Origin of the sequence: Dyella subtropica (assembly GCF_026283965.1) — a bacterium.
GTDB classification, from domain to species: domain Bacteria; phylum Pseudomonadota; class Gammaproteobacteria; order Xanthomonadales; family Rhodanobacteraceae; genus Dyella_D; species Dyella_D subtropica.
This window is the reverse complement of record NZ_JAPDPD010000020.1, coordinates 16,163-38,166: the sequence shown is the minus strand read 5'-3', so window position 1 is coordinate 38,166 and position 22,004 is coordinate 16,163. Positions and strand designations below refer to the sequence as shown.

The 22,004-nt window shown below is 64.1% G+C and carries 23 protein-coding genes and 1 tRNA gene; 11 read left to right on the top strand and 13 right to left on the bottom strand.

What is annotated here, in order from left to right:
• Positions 1 to 386: 386 nt before the first annotated feature.
• The 7 genes from OUZ45_RS16625 to rsmD form a co-directional block, all read right to left on the bottom strand.
• Positions 387 to 1,421: a TMEM43 family protein gene (locus tag OUZ45_RS16625; RefSeq protein ID WP_266171275.1), complete on the bottom strand. Its 1,035-nt coding sequence runs from the start codon at positions 1,419 to 1,421 to the stop codon at positions 387 to 389.
• Positions 1,418 to 2,272, bottom strand: a complete 855-nt coding sequence (locus OUZ45_RS16620) for an MBL fold metallo-hydrolase (RefSeq protein ID WP_266171274.1) — start codon at positions 2,270 to 2,272, stop codon at positions 1,418 to 1,420. The genes OUZ45_RS16625 and OUZ45_RS16620 overlap by 4 nt, the downstream gene beginning before the upstream one ends.
• A 10-nt stretch (positions 2,273 to 2,282) precedes the next feature.
• A complete protein-coding gene (gene ggt, locus OUZ45_RS16615; RefSeq protein ID WP_266171273.1) occupies positions 2,283 to 4,019 on the bottom strand; it encodes a gamma-glutamyltransferase in 1,737 nt (578 codons plus the stop codon).
• 55 nt (positions 4,020 to 4,074) lie between these two features.
• Entirely contained in the window at positions 4,075 to 4,326 is a 252-nt protein-coding gene (locus tag OUZ45_RS16610; protein ID WP_266171341.1) for a YfhL family 4Fe-4S dicluster ferredoxin, read from the bottom strand.
• A gap of 176 nt (positions 4,327 to 4,502) precedes the next feature.
• On the bottom strand, positions 4,503 to 5,009 hold the full coding sequence (locus OUZ45_RS16605; protein WP_266171272.1) for a hypothetical protein: 507 nt from the start codon (positions 5,007 to 5,009) through the stop codon (positions 4,503 to 4,505).
• 189 nt (positions 5,010 to 5,198) lie between these two features.
• The gene (gene coaD, locus OUZ45_RS16600; protein WP_266171271.1) at positions 5,199 to 5,702 is read right to left on the bottom strand and encodes a pantetheine-phosphate adenylyltransferase; all 504 of its coding nucleotides are present in this window, start codon (positions 5,700 to 5,702) and stop codon (positions 5,199 to 5,201) included.
• A 33-nt stretch (positions 5,703 to 5,735) separates the two neighbouring features.
• Complete coding sequence (gene rsmD, locus OUZ45_RS16595; protein ID WP_266171270.1) at positions 5,736 to 6,302, bottom strand: 16S rRNA (guanine(966)-N(2))-methyltransferase RsmD; 567 nt, start codon at positions 6,300 to 6,302, stop codon at positions 5,736 to 5,738.
• Positions 6,303 to 6,379: 77 nt separating this feature from the next.
• On the opposite strand from rsmD, the gene ftsY reads away from it, so the two are divergent.
• The 6 genes from ftsY (at position 6,380) to OUZ45_RS16565 (ending at position 11,568) form a co-directional block, all read left to right on the top strand.
• The gene (gene ftsY / locus OUZ45_RS16590) at positions 6,380 to 7,528 is read left to right on the top strand and encodes a signal recognition particle-docking protein FtsY (RefSeq protein WP_266171269.1); all 1,149 of its coding nucleotides are present in this window, start codon (positions 6,380 to 6,382) and stop codon (positions 7,526 to 7,528) included.
• 32 nt (positions 7,529 to 7,560) lie between these two features.
• Positions 7,561 to 8,637: an AsmA family protein gene (locus OUZ45_RS16585; RefSeq protein WP_266171268.1), complete on the top strand. Its 1,077-nt coding sequence runs from the start codon at positions 7,561 to 7,563 to the stop codon at positions 8,635 to 8,637.
• Complete coding sequence (gene mutY / locus OUZ45_RS16580) at positions 8,634 to 9,680, top strand: A/G-specific adenine glycosylase (RefSeq protein ID WP_266171267.1); 1,047 nt, start codon at positions 8,634 to 8,636, stop codon at positions 9,678 to 9,680. Before OUZ45_RS16585 ends, mutY begins: the two co-directional genes overlap by 4 nt.
• Positions 9,681 to 9,689: 9 nt before the next feature.
• Positions 9,690 to 9,968, top strand: a complete 279-nt coding sequence (locus OUZ45_RS16575) for an oxidative damage protection protein (protein WP_266171266.1) — start codon at positions 9,690 to 9,692, stop codon at positions 9,966 to 9,968.
• A gap of 71 nt (positions 9,969 to 10,039) precedes the next feature.
• Positions 10,040 to 10,115: transfer RNA gene (locus tag OUZ45_RS16570), tRNA-Phe, on the top strand.
• Positions 10,116 to 10,335: 220 nt separating this feature from the next.
• Positions 10,336 to 11,568: an acyltransferase family protein gene (locus tag OUZ45_RS16565; RefSeq protein WP_266171265.1), complete on the top strand. Its 1,233-nt coding sequence runs from the start codon at positions 10,336 to 10,338 to the stop codon at positions 11,566 to 11,568.
• Between the two features lie 97 nt (positions 11,569 to 11,665).
• Here OUZ45_RS16565 and OUZ45_RS16560 read toward each other — a convergent pair whose 3' ends face one another.
• Both OUZ45_RS16560 and OUZ45_RS16555 read right to left on the bottom strand, forming a co-directional pair.
• The gene (locus OUZ45_RS16560) at positions 11,666 to 11,920 is read right to left on the bottom strand and encodes an addiction module antidote protein (protein ID WP_266171264.1); all 255 of its coding nucleotides are present in this window, start codon (positions 11,918 to 11,920) and stop codon (positions 11,666 to 11,668) included.
• On the bottom strand, positions 11,883 to 12,065 hold the full coding sequence (locus OUZ45_RS16555; RefSeq protein ID WP_266171263.1) for a helix-turn-helix domain-containing transcriptional regulator: 183 nt from the start codon (positions 12,063 to 12,065) through the stop codon (positions 11,883 to 11,885). The genes OUZ45_RS16560 and OUZ45_RS16555 overlap by 38 nt, the downstream gene beginning before the upstream one ends.
• Here OUZ45_RS16555 and OUZ45_RS16550 point away from each other — a divergent pair.
• A complete protein-coding gene (locus tag OUZ45_RS16550) occupies positions 12,064 to 12,273 on the top strand; it encodes a hypothetical protein (RefSeq protein ID WP_266171262.1) in 210 nt (69 codons plus the stop codon). The genes OUZ45_RS16555 and OUZ45_RS16550 overlap by 2 nt on opposite strands.
• Before the next feature lie 208 nt (positions 12,274 to 12,481).
• Complete coding sequence (locus tag OUZ45_RS16545) at positions 12,482 to 14,092, top strand: MASE1 domain-containing protein (RefSeq protein ID WP_323137573.1); 1,611 nt, start codon at positions 12,482 to 12,484, stop codon at positions 14,090 to 14,092.
• Between the two features lie 23 nt (positions 14,093 to 14,115).
• On the opposite strand, the gene OUZ45_RS16540 is transcribed toward OUZ45_RS16545, so the two are convergent.
• The 3 genes from OUZ45_RS16540 to OUZ45_RS16530 form a co-directional block, all read right to left on the bottom strand.
• The gene (locus OUZ45_RS16540; protein ID WP_266171260.1) at positions 14,116 to 14,574 is read right to left on the bottom strand and encodes a hypothetical protein; all 459 of its coding nucleotides are present in this window, start codon (positions 14,572 to 14,574) and stop codon (positions 14,116 to 14,118) included.
• Positions 14,575 to 14,769: 195 nt separating this feature from the next.
• A complete protein-coding gene (locus OUZ45_RS16535) occupies positions 14,770 to 14,991 on the bottom strand; it encodes a hypothetical protein (protein ID WP_266171259.1) in 222 nt (73 codons plus the stop codon).
• 54 nt (positions 14,992 to 15,045) lie between these two features.
• Entirely contained in the window at positions 15,046 to 15,768 is a 723-nt protein-coding gene (locus OUZ45_RS16530) for an rRNA pseudouridine synthase (protein WP_266171258.1), read from the bottom strand.
• A 133-nt stretch (positions 15,769 to 15,901) separates the two neighbouring features.
• Here OUZ45_RS16530 and OUZ45_RS16525 point away from each other — a divergent pair, with 133 nt between their 5' ends.
• From OUZ45_RS16525 to OUZ45_RS16515, 3 genes are all read left to right on the top strand, one after another.
• On the top strand, positions 15,902 to 17,554 hold the full coding sequence (locus tag OUZ45_RS16525) for a M28 family metallopeptidase (RefSeq protein WP_266171257.1): 1,653 nt from the start codon (positions 15,902 to 15,904) through the stop codon (positions 17,552 to 17,554).
• 86 nt (positions 17,555 to 17,640) lie between these two features.
• A complete protein-coding gene (locus OUZ45_RS16520; RefSeq protein WP_266171256.1) occupies positions 17,641 to 19,797 on the top strand; it encodes a WD40 repeat domain-containing protein in 2,157 nt (718 codons plus the stop codon).
• Between the two features lie 128 nt (positions 19,798 to 19,925).
• A complete protein-coding gene (locus OUZ45_RS16515) occupies positions 19,926 to 20,186 on the top strand; it encodes a hypothetical protein (protein ID WP_266171255.1) in 261 nt (86 codons plus the stop codon).
• A 5-nt stretch (positions 20,187 to 20,191) separates the two neighbouring features.
• Here the strand turns inward: OUZ45_RS16515 and OUZ45_RS16510 are convergent, their stop codons facing one another.
• Positions 20,192 to 21,916, bottom strand: a complete 1,725-nt coding sequence (locus OUZ45_RS16510) for a cation:proton antiporter domain-containing protein (RefSeq protein ID WP_266171254.1) — start codon at positions 21,914 to 21,916, stop codon at positions 20,192 to 20,194.
• Between the last annotated feature and the right edge of the window lie 88 nt (positions 21,917 to 22,004).

Sequence of the window (22,004 nt, the reverse complement as noted above, 5' to 3'; positions counted from 1 at the left end):
AGCGATGCGTCAGCGAGCCGTACATGGGCCCCCTGTGCAGAGGTGAGGGCTGGACGATCAGGCCCCGAAGGGGGCATCGACACGACAGGGACGTCGTGTCCCCATGTCAGCCCGGCCAGACCTCACGGACCCGCAGGCGAAGCCGGAGGGCGCGGAACCGGGGTGCCCTTCTCTTTGGTTACTTTCTCTTGGGCAAGCAAGAGAAAGTGACCCGGCCTCCGGCAGGAGAACGGAAGCCCGCGGCAGGCGAGCCAGGTCGCGACAACGCGAACATCGAACGTCACCGCCGCTGGACCCCGGCCTGCTCCGGGGTGACGAAGTAGGGAGTGTTATCGCGAGCACCCGCCCCTCCCCCCAACCCTCTCCCCGGAGGGGAGAGGGAGCCGTCACTCAGTGCGAGCGTGCAAGCGCCACACCGCAACTGCGAGACCAAGCACCGCGAGCACGAACCAATAAGCACTCGCCTGCAAATCATTCCCCAGCCACATCACCCCAGCCACCGCCCCGATGAGCAACAACCCTGCCCCCAGAGAAATCGGCGCAGCGCCCGGCATCGGCAACCGATCCCGCAACAGCAACAGCGCCCCGAGCGTCGCCAGCAGCACCGCCAGCACGCGTCGCGGCATGGCGAATACGGGCGGCTCCGGCACGTCCGGTAGCACATCGACAAGACGGCGGTCGCCGACCTGCACGTCGTAGCCCTTGCCGTCGGCAGCCTCGCTGGCCGGCACCAGTTGATCGCCGTCCAGTCGCGCGAAAACCGTGACCACCTGGAGCGGCACGGCTTCCCAACTCACACGCAGATCGCCCAGGCGCGGATGGTTAGGGTTGGCGCTGGTGGAGAGGTAATCTCCATGGCGCGAAAAGCTCGCCGCCAGATTGGTGGGCAACGACTTTGTGTCCGGCTCGATCCGATCACTGCCCGGCAAGGCGTGCAGCAACACTGGCGACAGCGCGAAGCCGCCGACCTTGGTCAGCCCGGCATCGAACTGTTTGCCCTTGACCGGAAAGGCGCCGGGGTTGGCATGCCCGGCGGGGTGCTCAAAACGGTTGGCATCGAGCGGGCGATCCACCCAGTCCTGCTCGTAGTGCACCTCGGAACCGATGCGCACCTCGCGCCACTGGAACATCTCCACGTGGCGGATCAATACGGGCGTCTTCACATGCTGGTTGAACTCAGCGTCGTGCGGCGCCTCCACCACATTGATCGCGCTGCTCACGCGCACCATGTAGCCATGCTGCCCCGCTTCCGGCTGACTGTCCGGGGCGATATCCAGCACCTGGCCTCCGTGCCGGTCGGCCGCCACGCGATGCTGGATCGCCGCCTGCTCGGTCATCGCGACCAGGCCCACGCCGGCCAACACCAGCAAGCTGCCTGCAACGCCGAAAGCCAGCTGTCGCAGCCCGCTCCCCCGACTCATGGGTGCACCCATCCGGCCAGTTCGCGCTGCTCGTCAGCGGTGCCGTAACGGCCGCGCTCGTCGCGCGTGACGCGAGCCAGCGCACAGTCGTGATCGTGGGTGAAGAACAGATGGATGTCGCGGGCCAGCTTGTCGTCGAGGAAGGCACGCTTCTCGTCGATCAGTTTCTCCGGCCAGCGGTCATAGCCCATGGTGATCGGCAGATGCACCCAAAAGCGGCCGGGGATCAAGTCGGCGCAGAACACCACGCCGCCGACTTCGGCCAGCATCAGTCCGGGCGTATGGCCGTCCGAATAGCTGAAGCGCACCGCGTCGCCGAGCACCTTCGAATGCTCGCCTTCGACCAGCTCCAGCCGGCCGCTGTCTACCAGCAGCTGTTGCAACTCGGGGATGAAGGAAGCGCGGTCGCGCGGATGCGGATGTTCCGCGCGGCGCCAATGCTCGGCACCGACAACGTACGTCGCCTTGGGAAACAGCAGACGCGGCGACTGGCCTTCCTGCCACGCCGCCAGCAGACCGCCGGCATGATCGAAGTGCAGGTGCGACAACACCACCACGTCGATGTGCTCGTGCGAAAGACCGGCGGCCGCCAGCGATTCGAGCAGCACATGACGGTCTTCCACCACGCCGTAGCGCTCGCGCAACGAGGGTTCGAAGAACGCACCGATGCCGGTTTCGAACAACACATTGCGGCCGTCGAGGTCTTTCACCAACAGGCAGCGACAGGCGAGCGGAATGCGGTTCTGCGCGTCCGGCGTGATCCAGCGGGACCAGAGCGCTTTCGGCGCATTGCCGAACATGGCGCCGCCGTCGAGCTGTTGGGAGTTACCGATGATCGACCATAGCTGCATGGATGACCTCTTATTGCACCTTGCCTAAACCCGACGGACGACGCGGATCGCTGGCCGCATCGAGCGTGCCGGTCTTCAGATCCCAAGTCACCACATTCATATAGCCCCACGGTTCGCGCGGCTTGAGTGTATGGCCCATGCGGGTGAGTTCGTCGGCGGTGGCCTGGTCGAACACGCCGTCTTCCATGTCCACGCGGTCCGGCATGAACTGGTGATGGAAGCGCTTTTGACCGGCGATGCCCAGCGCATTCTTGCCATCGATGAAAGCCAGGATGCCTTCCAGTACCTGGGTGATGATGGTGGAGCCGCCGGGCGAACCGATCACGCCGATACGATCGGCGCCGAACACGATGCTCGGTGTCATCGACGACAGCATGCGTTTGCCCGGCTCCGGCGCGTTCGCCTTGCTGCCGAGCAGACCGTAGACGTTGGGCTTGTTCGGCACCAGCGCGAAGTCGTCCATCTCGTCGTTGAGCAGCACGCCGGTACCCTGCGCCACAAAGGTGGAGCCGAGCAGATAGTTCACCGTCAGCGTGATCGAGGCGATGTTGCCTTCGCCGTCGACAATGGAGAAATGCGTGGTGTGCATGCCGGGCTCAGCACCGGCGCTGGAGGGCAGCATCGAAGACGGCGTGGCCTTATCCATCAGGATGGTCTGGCGCAGGCCGTCGGCGTAGTAAGGCGACAGCAGCATGTCCAGCGGCATCTTCACGAAATCGGGATCGCCGAGGTAATCGTTGTGATCGCGGAATGAGCGGCGCATGGCTTCGATGATCAGATGCGTGCGGTGCGCGGCATCCATTTTGGTCAGGTCGAAACCGGACAGGATGTTGAGGATCTCCGCCACGGCCACACCGCCCGAGGACGGCGGAGGCGCGGTGACGATGCGGTAGCCGCGGTAGTTCACCGTGATCGGCTCGCGCTCCTTCACCTGATAGCTTTCCAGGTCCTTTGCGATCCAGTTGCCGCCGGCCGCGCGCACGGCTGAGACCAACTTCTGTGCGGTCTCGCCGCGATAGAAACCGTCGAAGCCCTTCTCGCCGAGCAGCTCCAGCGTGCGGGCCTGATCGGGATCGCGCCAAGTCGCCCCCGCCACGGGTGGCTTGCCGCCCGGCAGGAATTTGGCGGCGGCGGCTGGCCAGCGATTGATGTCTTTCTGACGTTCGGTGATGGCGTTGATCAGACGGCTGTCCGGCTCGAAGCCATCGCGTGCAATACGGATGGCCGGCGCCAGCGACGCCTGCAGCGGCAGCTTGCCGTAGTGCTTGGACAACCACACCAGGCCGGCCGGCTGACCGGGAATGCCGGCCGAGAGCGGTCCGTTGAGCGCGGTGTCGCGATTGGGCGTGCCGTCCTTGTTGAGGTAGTCCTTGACGTTCACCGCGGCCGGCGCGGTCTCACGCGCGTCGATGAAGAAATCCTTGCCGTCCCAGGCGCGATGCAACACCGCCATGAAACCGCCGCCGATGCCAGAGCTTTCTGGCTCGACCACCGACAACGTGGAAGCCACGGCTACTGCGGCGTCGAAGGCGTTGCCGCCCTTGGCGAGCACTTCGAAGCCGGCTTCGGTGGCGTGGAAATTAGCACTGGCGATCGCGGCGCGACCCGGCCCGCGCAGGGCGACCGGACCTTTGTGCGTAGCGGTTTGTGTGCGGGGATCGTCGGCGTAGGCAGCGCTGCTTGCGAGCAACAGACCGAGCAACAGAGCGCGACCGTTCAGCGCCGGCCACTTCAACCAAAACCTCATGCGCAGGGATCCTCTGATCTATTCCAGATAGGCAGCATGATATCCAGAAAGGGCGCTACCCCTCTTTCATCAACTGGCGGTATTTGAGTTCGAGTTGATCGTGCGTTTCGGTGTGCTCGGGGTCGACGATGATGCATTCGACCGGGCACACCTCGATGCACTGCGGTTCGTCATGATGCCCAATGCATTCCGTGCATAACGCGGGGTCGATCACGTAGTACTCCTCGCCGAGCGAGATGGCCTTGTTCGGACAAACCGGTTCGCAAACGTCGCAGTTGACGCAGGTGTCGAGGATTTTCAGGGACATTGGGCGAGTGTACATGGTGGCGCCGCATGCTGCGGCGCACAAAGTGGTGGGAATGGGGTGGGCAAAGGCTTTGCGGGAGAGGTTGCCGCAAGGGCTTACCCCTCCCCAGAAACCCCAAAAGAAAAAGCCCGCGACGCTCACGCATCGCGGGCCTTATCGACATCGCTACGCGTGGCTTACATCGCCACAAAGCGCACGTTGGCGCCGGTCGGCTGCAGCGCGCTGGTGACGCGCTCCTGGTCGGCTTTGTCGCCGATGAAGAGCACGATCACGTCCTTGAAGGAACCCGGCTTGGCGTCCTTGAAGGCGGCAATGATCAGGTCGCCGGTCTTGGTGGAATCCGGACCGGCAAACACCAGCATGTTGCCGGGCAGTACGCCGCGGGCGACGGTGTCCTGCACGTTTTCGAGCTGACGCTGGCGCTTGGCCTGGTCTTCCTCGGTATCACCGGCGTTCACCAGGTACGGGAAGGGGCGGTCAGCGGTCATGCCCTGCATGTTCTTCTGCACGATCTGACCGAGGTAGGCGTTCCACGCCTTGCCGTCGTTCGGATCGGTCGGCTTGGCGAGCTGGGCGACCTGCGCGGTGGTCTGCTTGGCGCTTTCGTCGCCGTTGTTGCCGCAGCCGGTGAGGGCCAGCGAGCCGGTAAGGGCGATGGCGGCGATGAGTGCGTACTTGTACATAGTGGTCACCCTGAGTGGTGGAGTCTGGACACGGATCCCCCGGAAGACGAGACCCTGCAAAGCCTGCGTGCGCCCCGCGCAGCGGCCATGCCTGTCCTGTCCGCAGGATGGCGGCGAGCATACACGACCGAGCCTGGGTCTCACTACACGAAAGGCTCTTAGACGCCGCCGATCGCGGCGGTGCCGGGACTACTGGCGGCGCTGTCGCATGGCCTGTTGCACGGCCGGATGCACGAAGCCGGAGATGTCGCCGCCCAGGCGGCCGATCTCGCGCACCAACGAGGAGGAGATGAAGCTGTACTGCTCGGCCGGGGTGAGGAACAGCGTCTCGACCCGCGGAATCAGATGGCGGTTCATGCTGGCCAGCTGGAATTCGTATTCAAAATCCGACACCGCGCGCAGGCCGCGGATGATCACACCGGCGCCGATCTCGCTGACGAAATCCGCCAGCAGGCAATCGAAGCCGCGCACTTCTACGTTGCGCAGATCGGCCAACGCCAACCGCGCCAGGGCGATGCGCTCATTGAGGCTGAAGCCCGGACCGCGCCCCTTGTTCGGACTATCGGCCACCGCCACCACGATGCGCTCGAACAGCGGCGCGGCGCGCGCGACCAAGTCGGCATGACCGTTGGTGATGGGATCGAAGGTGCCTGGGTAGACGGCAAGGCGCGTATTGACCGGCGGCTTGTTCACGAGGCTTGTCGGCTGCGGCAAAGAAAAGGAGCGTTAGCTTAGCGGAACCCGGCGATAGAGCGCATAGCGCACTTCACCGGCCTGCCCTTCGCGGTGCGGCTGCCAGTTTTCCGGCAATGCCGGCGCGTTGCCGCGCGGCGATTCCACGTAGATCCACGCTGCCGGGGTGAGCCATCCGCCCTGCTCCAGCCGTCGCGCCAGCGAAGCCCACAGGTCAAGCGCAAACGGCGGATCGAGAAACACCAGACCATGCGGCTGCGCCGGCCCTTGCAGGAACGCGCCAGCGTCGGCCGTAACCACTTGGCCAGTCGTCACCTTGAGCCTGGCCAGGTTGTCGCGGAGCGCCTGCACTGCCTTCGGATCGCGTTCCACAAATTGCACCCGCGCCGCGCCGCGCGACAACGCTTCGATGCCGAGTGCGCCAGTACCAGCGCACAGGTCCAGGCAGCTCTCGCCGACGATCACGGGCGCCAGCCAGTTGAACAAGGTCTCGCGCACCCGCTCCGCGGTGGGCCGCAGACCGGGCAGGTCAGGCACGTCGAGGCGGGAGTTGCGCAGATGGCCGCCGATGATGCGGATGCGACCAGAGCCGGTGCTCATACGGGACGTCTTGGCTCAGCGGCCAGTGCAGGTGGGGGTGTTAGCATGCGCACCATTGTCTTTGAATCGCTGCCGCAATGCTCAAGTTCTGGAAGAAGAAGCCCGCTGAAACGACTTCGGGGCAGCCCGCCGCCGCTCCGACTGCAACGGAATCCGCCCCGGCAGCGGCGATTCCGCACGAGGCCGATGCCACCTCCCTGGACAACGCCGCCACCACCTTGAGCGAAGCGCTGTCCGAAGCCACGCCACCGGCCGAAGCGCCGGGCGAGGAAAGTCCTTTCGAAGTCCCGCCTGCTGAAGCCGCCCCGGCCAAGCGCAGCTGGCGCGAGCGTCTCTCCGGCAGCGCGTTCGCTCGCGGCCTCTCCTCACTGTTTATACGTCACCCCAAGCTCGACGATGACCTTCTCGACGAGCTGGAAACCACGCTGATCACCGCCGATGTAGGCGTCGAAGCCAGCACGATGCTGGTGGAAGACCTGCGCAAGCGCATGCACAAGCGCGAGTTCGCAGATGCCGGCGCCCTGCTGAATGCACTGCGCCAATCGCTGGTGACGTTGCTGGTGCCCGTGCAGCAGCCGCTGAAGGTGACCGGCCACCAACCCTTCGTGGTGCTTACCGTCGGCATCAACGGTGTGGGCAAGACCACCACCATCGGCAAGCTCGCCCGCCGCTACCGCGACGAAGGCCATAACGTAATGCTGGCAGCGGGCGATACCTTCCGCGCCGCTGCGGTGGAGCAGCTCAAGACCTGGGGTGCGCGCAACAACGTGCCGGTGATCTCGCAGGGCCAGGACGCCGATTCCGCCAGCGTGATCTACGACGCCCTGCAGGCCGCGCGCTCGCGCAGCGCCGACGTGTTGATCGCCGACACCGCCGGCCGCCTGCACACACAGGGCGGCCTGATGGATGAGCTGGGCAAGATTGCCCGCGTGATGAAGAAGCTCGACGCCGAAGCGCCTCATGAAGTGTTGATGGTGATCGACGGCACCACGGGCCAGAACGCAGTGAGCCAGGTACGCCAGTTCCGCCAGATCGTCGGCGTCACCGGCCTGGTCGTCACCAAGCTCGACGGCACGGCCAAGGGCGGCGTGGTGTTCGCGCTGGCGCGCGAATTCGGGTTGCCGATCCGCTATGTCGGCCTGGGTGAAACCGCTACCGACCTGCGCGTGTTCGACGCGGAGGCCTATGTCGACGGCCTGCTGCCAGCCAACATCGGCCATGGCTGAGCGCCGCCCGCAGCGACAACGGAGCTAGCGCGATGCCACGCTGGCTACGCATCAGCCTGTGGAGCGCTGGCAGTGTCGCGCTCGTCATGATCATCACTGCGGTGATCTCGCTCTATCTGCTGCTGCAGCCCAGCCGCTTCACTGCGATGCTGCAATCGCAGGCTGGCCAGGCCGGGTTGGACCTCAACCTCGCCAGCCCAGCCAGTCCTACATTGTTCCCGCGCCCCGCGCTCGAACTGCAGGGGCTCACCTTGAGTGCGAAGGGCGCGAGCATGCCGATCCTGCTCGCCGCTCGCGGTCGCCTGCAGTTGCCATGGCGCGCGTTGCTCGGCAATGAAACGGCGATTTCGCGACTGGAAATCGACTCGCCCCGCGTAGACCTCGACGCCCTTCAGGCCTGGCTGGCGGCGCTGCCGCCGCGCCAGGAAAGTACGCCACCAGAAATTCCACGCATCGACGCCGGTGTACGCATCACCCGTGGCAGCCTGGTGCGCGGCAACGAGATGCTGCTCAGCGATGTGTCGCTCGACGCCGGCAGCCTCATCTCGGGCCAGCCGTTCCCACTCACCATCTCGGCGAAGGATGCGGAAGGCACGCCGCTGCAGCTGCGACTTTCGGCCACCCCGCGCATCAAGAGCGACGCCCTGCGACTGGACGATATCGCCCTGCATCTTTCCCAGGGCAGCACGTTCACCCTGCAACTTACCGGTGAGGCGCGCTGGCATGGCGCCGCCGATGCATCGCTCAAACTCGACGGCAAGCTCGACCACGCCGACGCGGGCACGTACAACACCACGCTCATACTCACGCCCGCGAACCAGATCGATCCGCTGCTGCTCGCCGTGAAACTCGACGGCCCCGACAACCACGCCGACCTGCGCCTGCCGCCGCTGGCACTGGCCGACTGGTGGTCGCAGCTCAACCATCCGCAAGGGCCGCGTCTCGCCGTACCGCCCGGCACCGGCACCGCCGATATCGCGAAGATTGAAGCGGGCAGCATCACCATCGAAGGCCTCAGTATCAAAGCTGGCGTCGAGCCGCTGCCCCCGCCAGCACCCGCGCCTGCAAAAAACACCACCAAGCCCGCACCGGCACGCAAGACGAAATGACCGCCGCCACCAAGAACGCCTTCGCCACGGCCCTGCTGGCGTGGTTCGATCGCCATGGCCGCCACGACCTGCCCTGGCAGCATCCGCGCGACGCCTACCGCGTCTGGCTGTCGGAGGTGATGTTGCAGCAGACGCAAGTGACTACGGTGATTCCGTACTTCCAGCGCTTCATCGACAAGCTGCCGACCTTGCGCGCCCTTGCCGCGGCGGACGAAGACACCGTGCTCGCGCTGTGGTCCGGCCTGGGTTATTACCGGCGCGCACGTTTTCTGCATCGCGCCGCGCAACTCTGCGTTGAACAACATGGCGGCGAACTGCCACGCGATGTCGGAGCGCTGACTGCCCTGCCCGGCATCGGCCGTTCGACGGCCGGCGCCATCCTCGCCCAAGCGCACGGCCTGCGCTTCCCCATTCTCGATGGCAACGTGAAACGCGTACTCACCCGCTATCACGGCATCCATGGCCATCCCGGGCAAAGCGCCGTCGAGAAAGTGCTGTGGCAACACGCGGACGAACACACACCGACCAAACGCGTCGCCGACTACACCCAGGCCATCATGGATCTGGGCGCCACCGCCTGCGTGCGCTCACGCCCGCTATGCGACAGCTGCCCGCTAGCCGGCGGCTGCGTCGCGCATCGCGACGGCCTCACCGCCCAACTGCCCAGCGCCAAGCCCGGTAAGGCCATACCCACCCGCGCCACCGTGATGCTGGTGCTACGCGATGCGAACAAGCGCATCCTGCTCGAACGGCGCGGCCCGCAAGGTGTGTGGTCGGGCCTATGGAGCCTGCCCGAAGCCAGCGACCACGACGACGCCTGGCGCGCCGCGCAGCAACTCGCGCGCATCGACGACGCACAGGCGCTCACGGCGTTCACCCACGTCTTCAGCCATTACCGCCTGCAGATCGAGCCGCTGCTGTTCGACGACGCGACAGCACACCGCGCCATCGCCGATAATCCCTCGCTACGCTGGTGCGATACCGGCGAGATCGCCGCACTCGGCCTCCCCGCGCCCGTACGCAGCCTGCTGCAGAGTCTTTAAGGAACCACGATGAGTCGCACCATTCACTGCGCCAAGCTCGACATCGACGCCGAAGGCCTGGAATTCGCCCCCTGGCCCGGCCCGCTCGGCCAGCGCATCTACGCCGAGATTTCCAAGCCCGCATGGCAGCAATGGCTGGCCCACCAGACCATGCTCATCAACGAATACCGTCTCAACCCGCTCGACCCCAAGGCCCGCCAGTTCCTGGGCGGCGAGATGGAAAAATTCCTGTTCGGCGGGGACGTAAAGCAGCCCGAAGGCTACGTCGCCCCGGACGCCGAATCTTGACGCGTAAGCCGACATCCGGTTTAATGCGCGGCTCCACGCAGTATCGATGACCGTAGCGGTCGTCCACCCTTGGCCGGGTAGCTCAGTTGGTAGAGCAGGGGATTGAAAATCCCCGTGTCGGCGGTTCGATTCCGTCCCCGGCCACCATTTCAAGAGCCTCGCAGCGATGCGGGGCTTTTTCTTTTTGGCTGGTGGCCCGGTGCTGGCGCGCGGGGCAACGTGACCTTCGTCCATTGCCCGCGCCAGCCTGGCTTGCAACACTTCAACGCTTGAACTCGACGAAAGCGGCCGCAGGCTGGCCGCTTCGTTGCCCTGGCTTAGTGCGTTGTGCGCAGGCCTCTCCTTCACCTCATCCTTTCGCCCCCCCATGGACCATCACGGCAAGAACCAGGCATTGGAAGGCTTGCGCGGCATCGCGGCGCTGGTGGTGGTGTTGTCGCATTGCGCGTGGGCGTTTTTCCCGTACCTGCAGTCGGGGGTGATGGCGGACAAGGTGGCCGGCTGGGAACCCTGGCTACAGGAAAGCCCGTTGCGGGTGCTCTACAACGGCACCTTTTCCGTGGCTATCTTTTTCGCCATGAGCGGCTACGTGCTGACGCGCAAGTATTTCGCACACCCGCATGCGGCGCGGCTGGACGAGGCGGCGGTGAAGCGGCTGCCGCGACTGGGCATACCGGTGTTCGCCTCGGTAATGCTCGGCTATGCGGTGATGCGGCTGGGCCTGGTGCCCGATGTGGTGCCCAATGCCAGGAACTTCCTAGGTGACTGGTATCACATCAACCCGCGCATCTACCTGGCGCTGAAGGACGCGCTGTTCGGCTCGCTGCTGTACGGGCACCAGGGCTACAACTACATCCTGTGGACGATCAACATCGAGTTCATCGGCTCGATCAGCTTGTTTGCCTTCATGGCGCTGTTTGGCAGCTCACGTTGCGCTGGCATCTATGCACTGCTGTGTGCGGGCGCACTGGTCTGGAGAGGAGAGCCGCCTTATCTGCTGAGTGCGCTTTTCCTTGGTGGCGCCTATCTGCACGCGTGGCCGAAACCGCCCTCCTCGCCTGTCGTCAGATACCTATTGCTGGCTTTCGCACTGGTACTTGGCGGGTTCCACGCTCTAAGCACGTCCTACCAACCGTTGCAGGCTTTGGCCGCTTGGCTCGCCGAGCAGCGCATCCGGGCGGAGCCGTCGTTCCTGTTTCCTTCGCTGGGCGCGTTGCTACTCACCTGGCTGGTGCTCCACTCCAAGACGATATCGGCGGCACTCTCCAGCAAGCCGCTGGCATGGCTCGGCAGCATTTCGTTCTCGCTCTACCTGACCCACAGCTTCGTACTGTCGAGCATCGGGCTGGCGTCGTTCGGCCTGCTTCTCACGCCGGTGGGTTACCAGACCGCCGCGTTGCTCGCTTCGCTGCTTACCGTGGTGGCGTCGCTCGGCTTGTCGACGCATTTCAGGAACCTGGTCGACCTGCCTGCGATCCGGCTGGCCCGTCGCTTCGCAAAGTGGTCCCTGTCCCGCGATACGAGCGCCAGCCCCCAGCCCGCCCGCGATGCTGCCATCACCCCAGGCAGCCAATCGGTTGCGCTGGCGAAGGAAGCCTGAAATCGCCCTGCCTTTGGGTATTTCGGGGACGGAGGTTGTTAAACCCAAACTCTGCTTAACCACCTCCGCCCTTCACTGCCCGCCGAGTGAAACGAAGTCAGTCGGTGGCCCTCGCCTTGCGAGATGCGGACGGCGCGAGCTTTACAACTTTCTTTCGCTTATGCGCCGCCACAACAACCTTCTTCTTGACGGTCTTGCGCAGTTTCGCCGGCGTAACGGGCTTTACCTCGATATGCAGCCCCAGCGCGGCCATGACCTTGCTGACGGTTGAAAAGGCCGGGTTAGCGCCAGGGCGCAGCGACTTGTAAAGGCTCTCACGCCCAACGCCGGTTTGCTCGGAGATTTGCGTCATTCCCTTTGCTTTTTGCGACGTAACCGAGCGCGCGCAAAAGCTCATCCTGGTCACCCTCGGCGAGAACCTGGCTGATGTATTCGGCAATGGCTTCCTCGCTGTCGAGGAATTCAGATAGGTCGAATGTGGAAAGCTTGATAGTCATGTCACACCTCTTTCGCCATCGCCTTTGCCGCTTTGATATCCGCCTGCCGAGACTTCTTGTCGCCTTCACAAAGCAGGATCACGATGGCGCCATGGCGCATCACAAAGTAAACCCGATACCCGCCGGCTTCGACGATGCGGGTGCCGCCGGTAATTTGCCCGGCATCGAGCCTCAGAGGTGGAAGCCGTTGAGCTCAAATGCTTTTTAGCCGCCTTATTGCCAAGGGCCTCCAGCCACCCGGCTGTCGCACAACCCCACCGAGAAATCGCGTTCGCGCCCTGGCGCACAGTTCGTTGAACCGCTCCTCTCCGACATCGCCGCTGGCCAACATGCGCGCTGTCGCGTGTGCTTCACTGGGGTTTCACACGCGGCTCGATTTGATCTAGATTTTAAGCTGGTCTGGCGTCAGAGATTCCATGAGGGGTGGAGCGATGCAAGATGGACCATGGGCGAAGGCCCTTTTACGAAACGCAGCGATAACCGCCACGTATTGCGCTGCATTGATTCTGTTTCGGCAGCTGTCTATCCCGCACTGGATCATCCTGACGGGCTTTCACCTCAGCGTTCTCTTGCTGACCCGATACAAGTATTGGCCAGCATTGATCGTCGGCGACGCGGCGCGCCTCGCCTACGTCAGCATCACCTGCTATCCCCAGTTCGGATTGCTGTGGTCGCTGGCCAACCTCATTCCGTCCATCTGCTACTTCATCCCCGTGGTGTGGTGGTTCCGCGAGCGTTGGCATCTCTTCCCCGCTCGCAATAGCGTGAACATGCCAGCGCTGCTGTTGTGCTCGCTCATCGTTGCGAGTCTGGCCACGGCGGTGACCATCGGCCAAATCTTGCTCACGCCACTCCAGCCGGGGTACGTGCTGCAATACGGCGAACTGGTTGCACGGCTGATCTTGGGCAATTTCCTGGGCATCCTGACCGTCGTACCGATCAGCCTGGCGTTCCGGCAGCTTTTCATCGAGGCCCATGGCCGCTGGCGATCATGGGCGTATGAGGTCGTTGAAAGCCGATTGCTGTTTGAAGCGGCCTTCCTGGCCACGACTGCACTCCCGCTTCTCGTGTGGATAGGACTGCGTGACGCCCACGCCCGAGAGGCCACTCAAATGGCGATGTTCTTGCCCGTCATTTGGCTCGCCCTGCGTCACGGCTGGCAAGGCGCCGCCGTAGGTGGGACGTTGGCGAGCTTTGCCATCATGGTGATGATGCCGGCGCGCAACGATCACGCGACGCTCCAAGCTGAAACGCTGATTGCCATGGCGATCTCGACCATGTTGCTGGTCGGCGCCCGTATCGCCGTATTGGATCGGCGGGCGGAAAAGGTGCGTGCCGACATGCACCTCGCGCTGGCCTTGGCGCAGCGCAATGTCCACATGGGTGAAGCGCAAATGCGCGTGACCGCCCAGGCGTTGGAGCAAATCCGCGAGACTATCGATAGCGCGTTTCACACCATGCTTGGCCGGTCGCGTCATCCGCAGCCGGCCGGTGACGATGGCAGCTATCGCCACAAGGCGCTAAACACGCAGGATCAACTGTTCCGCGTCGCCGACAGCCTCTACCCATTGACGCTGCGGGAGCGCGGTTTGTCCGCGGCGCTCCGGGAAGGCGCTTTGGCCCGAACACTCGCAGAAGCCGGCGTTCATTTCTGGTGCGATGTGCGCGGGCCTCTGAGCCTTTTCACGCAGTCGATCCACATGGCGATCTATCGAATCATCGGTGAAGCCTGTGCCGAAGCCTGCGTCTCGCAAGACATCTCTGACATCCTGGTGAAGGTCCGATGTGGCGTGCGGGGGAGGATGTGGGCCGTGGTCCAAGTAGATGCGCGGGCAAATCCCGTTCATTTGCCCCACATCCAGTGGGGCGAACTACTGCCCCGGCTGCGTCGCAGCACGAGTGGGCTGGGTCACAAGGCCATCACCGACCGAGCGGCCACCTTCGAGGGCCACGTGCGGGAACGGCAGCTGCGGAAGGGGCGGCGCCTGATCGTTCTGTTGCTCAACCCCACCCACCCCGGCGACTGATGCCGCCGAGGTGGGCGTCAGGATTACTCAGCCTTGATATTGCAATCCACTGGATCGCACACCGCCCGTGTAACCGTGGCACGCAGTTGCACGGTGCCATCGCTCATGGGCGTGGCCGTCAATGCCGTTGCGCCATCGTTGTAAACGGTAGCCGGCACCGCGGCAGGCGTGGCATTGGTGGTTGCGGCGGCGGGCTGCTGCTCGGTGGCGACCAGCTGCGCAAACCGGCCAATGGGCAGCGTGATGAACTGTCCGCCCGCCGTGCCGACGGCGCCCAGGACGTTACCGTTCATATCGTTGACTTGAAGGTATTGGACGCCACCCAGCGTAAACACATAGACATGAAAATTCGGATGGGCGCTGACATCCGCCGTGTTGGGCCAGGCTTGCCCCAGACCGGTGGACGGTGAAGCAGCAAAAGCGGCTCCCGAAGCAAATACAGCCAAGACGGCAAACACGGCACGAGCAACTTGCTTCTGCATGGTCGATCTCCCTTTGGTGGTGATGGTGGTGGTGTCACTCCGTTGCGCCGGCCAATCTAGCATTGGTGCCGAAAGGAAATTCAACGCGCGGAACGTCCATATTCAGGAGGCCATGCACTGCTGTGTAGCGGCCGTGAAGGCCCGGGATCGCCCCGTCGTTTTGCAGGAACCTCGCCGATGCACAACCGTCGAGGATCAAGCCTCTGGCGGCGTGAGCTTGTTCGCCTCGAGGATATGGGTGATCTGGGAACTGGCCCAGTCGAAATCATCAGGACCGGCCGAGTCGAGAATGGGATCGGCCAGGGAGGCGAACATCGGCCAAAACTCATCGCTGTCGCCAGACTGGCGCAATAGCCCTTGCACCTGCAGCAGCAGACTGTCGAGGGCTAGCTTGAGCTCGTCTCGGGTCTTGACCATGGCAGTAACGTACCGCGGCTGGCGTGTACTGATTGTGCGCGCCGGAGACCGGGTTCAGAACCGCTCGCTCGCCGGCAAATAGCGCCACTCGCCCGGCGCCATCTTGCGCAACGGAATGCGACCGATACGAATGCGCTTGGCGGACACCACCGTCAACCCGACCTGGGCGCACATGTATCGAATCTGCCCGGAACGTACGAATTTGATGGCGAAGCGGAGATGGGTCTCGTTCTGCCAGCTGACCTTGCACGATGGAAGTGCGCGGCCTTGGTATGACAGGCCATGACTCAATCGCTGCAGGCCATCGGGCGCGATCGTGCCGGACACCTCAACGATGTATTCCTGTTCGATCCGATCGGCGTCCTCGCTCAAGCGGCTCGCCACACGCCCGTCCTGGGTGAGCACTAACAGGCCGCTGGCGTCCTGATCCAACGGCAGCGGTGAAGTCAGTGCCGCGAAGTGCCGTTTCAGCGTGCGAATACCGCTGTCATCTTCCGCCCAGCGCGTGTCGGGTGTTACCAGCGAGGTGGCGGTGACCGGCCACGGGCCGACCTGGGCGATGACCGGTTTGTGCAGCAGGATGGTGGCAGGTTCGATCGGTTGCAGATCCGCATCGGGATCGATGGTGACGATCTGGTCGCTCACCATGAATTGCGGTAGATCGACGACTTCGCCATCCACCCGCACCCAACCGCCCTCGATATACAGCTCGGCTTCGCGCCGCGAGCAGTGCATCTGTTCAATCACGCGTTTGGCCAAGCGAACCGGATCGGTCATGGGGGCTGCCGCCTTAATGGGGGGTTATTGTAGGCGTTCGCGAACTGTCGCCGCGCAACCCGGGCAAGAAAGTGGACCCGCGGCCCGTCGGCTATCTACTATCGGCGGCGGACTCCCCCACAGGTAACCGCCAGTGAAACGACTTGCCCTCTCCGTGCTCGCCCTGTCCATCTCTGCTGCCGTGATGGCGGTGGATGCGCCCAGCTTCGACACACACCGCCTTTCCACCGATGTGAAGACGCTTTCCTCGGATGCCTTCGAGGGTCGCGGCCCGGCGACGGCCGGCGAGACCAAGACCATCGATTACCTGATTGCCCAGTACAAAGCCGCCGGCCTGCAGCCGGGCGGCGACTTGAAGAACGGCAAGCGCACCTGGACGCAGGCGGTGCCGCTGCAGCGTGCCGAGATCACCGGCACTCCATCGCTGTCTCTGAAGGTGGACGGCAAGGCACAGGTGCTGACCCAGGGCGAGCAGATCGCCGTACGCGCCGCAATGGACGGCTCCAAGGCCGTGTCGATCACCGATGCGCCGCTGGTGTTCGTGGGCTACGGCGTGAAGGCGCCGGAGCGTAACTGGGACGACTTCAAGGGCGTGGATCTGCACGGCAAGATCGCTGTGGTGCTGATCAACGACCCGGACTTCGAGACCGGCGTAGGCGACTTCGGCGGCAAGGCCATGACCTACTACGGCCGCTGGACCTACAAGTACGAGGAAGCCGCACGCCAGGGTGCCGCCGGCGTGCTGATCGTGCACGAGACCGAGCCGGCTTCTTATGGCTGGGCGACGGTGAAGAACTCCAACACCAATGCGATGTTCGACATCGTGCGCGACAAGCCTTCGGCGGTGCATCCGCAGGTGGAGGCGTGGATTCAGCGCGATGTCGCCGTCGACCTGTTCAAGCACGCCGGCCTGGATTTCGAGGCGCTGAAGAAGCAGGCGCAGACGCGCGAGTTCAAGCCGGTGGTACTGAAGGGCGAAACTTTTTCCGCCAACTACAAGGTGGACAGCAAGGTCATCACCTCGCACAACGTCGTCGGTCGCATCGAAGGCAGCAAGCGTCCTGACGAGACGGTGATCTACAGCGCCCATTGGGATCACCTCGGCGTTGGCGCACCGGACGCGAAGGGCGACCGCATTTACAACGGCGCCGTGGACAACGGCACCGGCACCGCTGCGCTGATAGAACTGGCACGCGCGTTCAAGAAGGCACCGAAGTCGGAGCGCTCCATCGTGTTCCTCAATGTGACGGCCGAGGAAAAAGGTCTGCTGGGCTCGGAGTATTACGCCGCCAACCCGCTGTACCCGCTGGGCAAGACCGTGGGCGTGATCAACCTGGATGCGCTCGATCCGCACGGCCCGGCGCGCAACTTCACCATCTCCGGCAGCGCCAAGCTCGACCTGCTCGACGAACTGATCGCCACCGCGAAGAAGTGGGATCTCGTCTACTCGCCGGATCCGAAGCCGGAAGCGGGCCACTTCTTCCGCTCCGATCACTTCTCCTTCGCCAAGCGCGGTGTGCCGGCGATCTCCTTCGATTCCGGCAACGATTGGGTGGATGGCGGCCTCGCGGCCGGCAAGGCGGCCGAGGACGAGTACACCGACAAGCATTACCACCAGCCGTCGGACGAGTGGGAGGCAAGCTGGCCGTTCACCGGTATGGCGCGCGACCTGCAGATCCTCTACACGTTGGGCAGCGATCTGGCCAATTCAAACACCTGGCCGAACTGGAGCAAGGATTCGGAGTTCCGCGCGGCTCGCGATGCGAGTGCCTCCGAGCGCAAGTAAGAAGCGGGTTGTCCTGCCCCTTCGCGAACGGCCCGCCTCGCGCGGGCCGCTTCGCATCAGGACATCGTCATCGAATGGAAGCCGCTATGAATGCACATCTTGCGAGGATCGCCACCGGTCTCATGGTCATCACGAGCCTCGGCTTCGGCCACACCGCCCATGCACAGAGCACCGCCGTCGAAGGATTGAGTTGGAAGATTGAATCCGCCGACTTGTTCCTCAGAGACCTCGGGCCGGCTGCCAAGGCCAAGGAGCCGATCCTGGTGTGGAGCACCAAGGACAGCGAGAAAGTCGCCACGGATGTGGATCTGCTCGTCGAGGCGCCGTACGACAGAATCCAGCCGGCCGTGCAAAAAGCGCTGGCTACGCTTGGCGCATTCACCTCCAACACTGAAACTTCCTACCTGGACAATGACTGGGCCCAGGTGCTGCTGTCGCGCCGGCCCGATCTTCGCGATGCTCTAGCCACTCGCTTCGAGAAACCCCGTCTACAACTGGCGGTGAAGGAAGGCGCACTCACCTCCGACGAGATGGAGCGACGGCTCGCCCGAGCACGTGCCGGGGTTACTTCGGTACCACAGCATCCCACCACCATGGATGCGTTCCGTGTCGCTTATCCGAGTTACTACGCGGAACAGGAGCGCAGCTACGGGCTGACGGGTAAACGAAGCAGCAAGCTATCCGTTCGCGTTTTCGATGTCTCGGCCGCCTTCGGATACCCGGCGACCAGTGTGCACATCAGCCGCGAAGACAGCTATCCCAACCCAAAGTACGGAGTACTGGCGAGCTGGCGCGACTTCAATGTGCTGAGCGGCAGCCGGTCACCTACCTTGGGCGATAGCGTGGTGCCCGCACCGGTGTTCGAAGCCGTGCGCAACGCTCTCGTCGAAGCGGCCGATGGGCATGCTATGAGCATCGCGCCTACGCCAATGGCCTGGGCGATACCGGCCGACCTGACCGCACTGGTGCCGGCATTCACGCTGGCCGCGCCAAGCAGCGACCAGCCAACGCTGGAGGCGCAGCCGATCCGCTGGGATACCCTCATCGGTGCCGGACGCGACCTGCGCCATCCGCAGGACCTGCTCGCCCTGCCCGATGGCGATCTGATGCTGAGCGCTGAAATCTTGGACACCAGCGGCTGGTCACAGCGGGTGTTGCGCCTGCGTGACGCCAACGGCGAGTGGAAAGTGGAAAGCGTTTGGCGCGGCGACCAAAGCGCCCGCCAGCTTGCGCTCAGTGCGGATGGGCACACCGTGTGGTTCGCCAGCAATACCACGCGTGACGATGCAACGCAGATGCACGCTTACGACGTGGCGACGCGCCAGCTCGCCAGCTACACCCTGGGCCTGCCCGACACTGACAACCGTATCAACAACTGGCGTTGGGAACTGGCTGACGATCAGCTGCCCGTGATCTTCGATCATCGCTCCGCGCCACTGTTCGATCGCGACAAAGCGGACGCCAGCAAGCTCGGCGGCGAACGACTGATCGTGATGCGACCGGCCACGCCGCCGCCCGCTGCCGGCGGCACCTGGTCGTTCCAGCTGGCGGTCTCGTCCGCTCGCCAGTCCATGATGAATGTGCGGATGAAGGGGAATACCGATATCTGGCCCGTACGTTGGCGTGGCTCCAAGACCTTCTGGACCGAAGACCAGCCCGGCATCGCCGAACTGGATGCTGCCAACGGCCACGTACTGCGTGCCCTGCCCCTGCCCCAGCGCTTCGGCACGCCCGACCGCAACGACGCAGGCGGCGCGGCGGCTTGGGTGCCCACGCCGCTGGGTTCGCCGGAGGCCGGCTGGATCGCCAGCGGCTTCGTGCTCATGCTGACCGACGACGGCAGCATGCCGCCCAAGCTCGACGGCGCCACAAACCGCAGCGACCGTTTCGTCGGTATGCACGTGGTCGACCTGAAAGACGGCCGTGTGCGCCTGTCCGCCCTGCTCGGCCGCGCCGACACGCTGCAAGCCGCCGCACGTTCCGCCAACGGACGCCTGCTGGCCATCGGCTCCAACGGCATCAAACCGCGCGGCCCCAAGGTCGTGCTGTGGGATATCGCCAAAGCGCAAACGCCGGTACGGCTCAGCGCACCGGAGCGCGGCGAACTGCATGCGCTGGCGTTCTCATGGAACGGCGCCGACCTGTGGGCGCTGAGCGGTGGCGAACTGCTGCACTGGCGCCTGCCTGACACGCTCAAGGATGCCGCCGCACGAGGGAGCTTTCCCGACCAGTCGCATCGCTGACCACAGGCTCTAACAGGGGATGCTCGCCTGGATCGAGCCCGCCGCCACAAACTCGTCTCAAGCCGATCACGATCCGGTCATCTGCCGATCGCATGCTTTCCGGGTACCGTCCCCTGAAGTTCCCCGCCGTGCTCGCCCAATACGTTTACTCCGCCAAGATAGGCATGTTCCGCATCGTTCGCCATGGTCGTCGCTGGCGCAGCATGCTCGACATGCAGGAAGTCGATCGACATGACAGCGCCGAATCCGCGCTGGAAGCGCTGCGTCTCAACTGGCCGCATGCGCGACTGCCAGCGCGAATCGCTGATTGGCGTTATGTGCCGGAACTGGCGCTGGCCCACTCCCGGGTGTCGGGCGAGCCGGCGACCCGCTGGCGCCTGGCTGGCTGATCTTTTCAGGCAGGGCTGTCGCCACTGATGGGGCGCAAGCCATCGACCATCGCGCGCGCCAATTCGCGCTCGCCAAGCACCACCAGATCCGCACCTTGTTGTTGCAAGTGTTCGCGGCATTCTTCCGAATCGGCGCGAGCGATGATCCGGAGGTTCGGATTCAACAACCGCGCCGCGCGCACCACTTCGCCGCTCTCAAAAGCCTGGGGCACCGTCACCATCAGCACGCGCGCCTGCGGAAGATTCGCCGCCGCCAGCACCTCGTCGCTCGAGGCATTGCCGACGATGGTTTCGATACCGTTCTGTCGCAGAGCTTCGACGTGATCCTTTTCTTCCTCCAGCACCAACAACGCGTCGCCTCGCGCGTGCACGGCCTCACCCAGAAGCTGGCCCAGACGGCCGTAACCGGCAACCACCACGTGATCACGCAAGCCGCTGACCGGCCAGATCACATCGTCTGAGATCAGATCGCCCATCGCCACGGGAGCAGCACCCACGGCCATGCCTTCAGCAGCGGGCTGGCGCCTCGCATCGTAAGCATCCAGCCAGGGCTTGGCGCGGTCGAGCAGCTTGAACAGAAAGGGGTTGATCAAGATGGAAAGTATCGCCGCGGCAAGCAGAACATCCTGCGCCTCCTGGGACACCAGATTCTGCGCCACGCCGGCGCCAATCAGAATGAAGGAGAACTCGCCGATCTGCGCCAGGCTGACCGCGATGGTCACGGCGGTGCGCATGGGATGACCGAAGGCACGCACGATGCCCAGCGCTGCCAACGACTTGCCCACCAGGATAATCAGCAACGCCGCCAGCACCACCAGCGGATGGGTGATCAAGATGTGGTAGTTGAGCAACATGCCGATGGAAACAAAGAACAACACCGCGAATGCATCCCGCAGCGGTAGCGTTTCTTCCGCGGCGTCATGCGCCAACTTGGATTCGCCCATCATCATGCCGGCGAAGAAGGCGCCCAACTCGAACGACACTCCGAACAATCCAGCCGCTCCAAAAGCCACACCCAGCGCGATGGCGAGCACGGCCAGGCGAAACAACTCGCGCGAACCGGAATGCGCGACGTTCTTCAATATCCAGGGAATCAGCCGCTTGCCGACCACCAGCATCAGGGCGATGAACAGCATCACCTTGCCCAAGGTCAAACCCACCGTGCTGGCGATCTGGCCGAACGACAGCGCTGCGCCGCTATCACCGGCGGTGGAAGCACCGATGGCCGGCAGCAACACCAGCGCCAACACCATGGCCAGGTCCTCGACAATCAACCAGCCCACAGCGACGCGGCCGCGTTCAGTATCCATCAAGCGGCGTTCGTCCAGCGCGCGCAACAGCACCACCGTGCTGGCCACCGACAAGGCCAGGCCAAACACGAAGCCTTGCGCAAACGGCCAGCCCAGCATCCACGCCAGCAACATGCCAAGCAGGGTCGCCACCGCCATCTGCCCAAGCGCGCCAGGGATCGCGACGGCCTTCACTGACAGCAGATCCTTCAGCGAGAAATGCAGGCCCACCCCAAACATCAGCAACACCACGCCAAGCTCGGCCAGCTGATGCGCCAGTGGTCCGTCTGCCACGAAGCCGGGCGTGAACGGCCCGGCGACCACGCCAGCAAGCAGATAGCCCGCCAGGATCGGCAGCTTCAGCCGATGCGCCATGGCCGCAAACACGAAGGCGAGCACGATGCCGCCGACTACAGTTGCGATAAGCGGGGCGTCATGCATGGCAACGGTCCTTGAACGGCTGAGAGGAAGTCCGTGCGCCTAGATCGACGCATAGGGAGAACGCAAACCGCCGTCATCCGACGCTGGT

Excerpts from the sequence above, each read along its gene's own strand:
- OUZ45_RS16625 (WP_266171275.1), bottom strand. The coding sequence starts at position 1,421 with ATGAGTCGGGGGAGCGGGCTGCGACAGCTGGCTTTCGGCGTTGCAGGC.
- OUZ45_RS16620 (WP_266171274.1), bottom strand. The coding sequence starts at position 2,272 with ATGCAGCTATGGTCGATCATCGGTAACTCCCAACAGCTCGACGGCGGC.
- ggt (WP_266171273.1), bottom strand. The coding sequence starts at position 4,019 with ATGAGGTTTTGGTTGAAGTGGCCGGCGCTGAACGGTCGCGCTCTGTTG.
- OUZ45_RS16610 (WP_266171341.1), bottom strand. The coding sequence starts at position 4,326 with ATGTCCCTGAAAATCCTCGACACCTGCGTCAACTGCGACGTTTGCGAA.
- OUZ45_RS16605 (WP_266171272.1), bottom strand. The coding sequence starts at position 5,009 with ATGTACAAGTACGCACTCATCGCCGCCATCGCCCTTACCGGCTCGCTG.
- rsmD (WP_266171270.1), bottom strand. The coding sequence starts at position 6,302 with ATGAGCACCGGCTCTGGTCGCATCCGCATCATCGGCGGCCATCTGCGC.
- ftsY (WP_266171269.1), top strand. The coding sequence starts at position 6,380 with ATGCTCAAGTTCTGGAAGAAGAAGCCCGCTGAAACGACTTCGGGGCAG.
- OUZ45_RS16585 (WP_266171268.1), top strand. The coding sequence starts at position 7,561 with ATGCCACGCTGGCTACGCATCAGCCTGTGGAGCGCTGGCAGTGTCGCG.
- mutY (WP_266171267.1), top strand. The coding sequence starts at position 8,634 with ATGACCGCCGCCACCAAGAACGCCTTCGCCACGGCCCTGCTGGCGTGG.
- OUZ45_RS16575 (WP_266171266.1), top strand. The coding sequence starts at position 9,690 with ATGAGTCGCACCATTCACTGCGCCAAGCTCGACATCGACGCCGAAGGC.
- OUZ45_RS16565 (WP_266171265.1), top strand. The coding sequence starts at position 10,336 with ATGGACCATCACGGCAAGAACCAGGCATTGGAAGGCTTGCGCGGCATC.
- OUZ45_RS16560 (WP_266171264.1), bottom strand. The coding sequence starts at position 11,920 with ATGACGCAAATCTCCGAGCAAACCGGCGTTGGGCGTGAGAGCCTTTAC.
- OUZ45_RS16550 (WP_266171262.1), top strand. The coding sequence starts at position 12,064 with ATGTCACACCTCTTTCGCCATCGCCTTTGCCGCTTTGATATCCGCCTG.
- OUZ45_RS16555 (WP_266171263.1), bottom strand. The coding sequence starts at position 12,065 with ATGACTATCAAGCTTTCCACATTCGACCTATCTGAATTCCTCGACAGC.
- OUZ45_RS16545 (WP_323137573.1), top strand. The coding sequence starts at position 12,482 with ATGAGGGGTGGAGCGATGCAAGATGGACCATGGGCGAAGGCCCTTTTA.
- OUZ45_RS16540 (WP_266171260.1), bottom strand. The coding sequence starts at position 14,574 with ATGCAGAAGCAAGTTGCTCGTGCCGTGTTTGCCGTCTTGGCTGTATTT.
- OUZ45_RS16535 (WP_266171259.1), bottom strand. The coding sequence starts at position 14,991 with ATGGTCAAGACCCGAGACGAGCTCAAGCTAGCCCTCGACAGTCTGCTG.
- OUZ45_RS16530 (WP_266171258.1), bottom strand. The coding sequence starts at position 15,768 with ATGACCGATCCGGTTCGCTTGGCCAAACGCGTGATTGAACAGATGCAC.
- OUZ45_RS16520 (WP_266171256.1), top strand. The coding sequence starts at position 17,641 with ATGAATGCACATCTTGCGAGGATCGCCACCGGTCTCATGGTCATCACG.
- OUZ45_RS16510 (WP_266171254.1), bottom strand. The coding sequence starts at position 21,916 with ATGCATGACGCCCCGCTTATCGCAACTGTAGTCGGCGGCATCGTGCTC.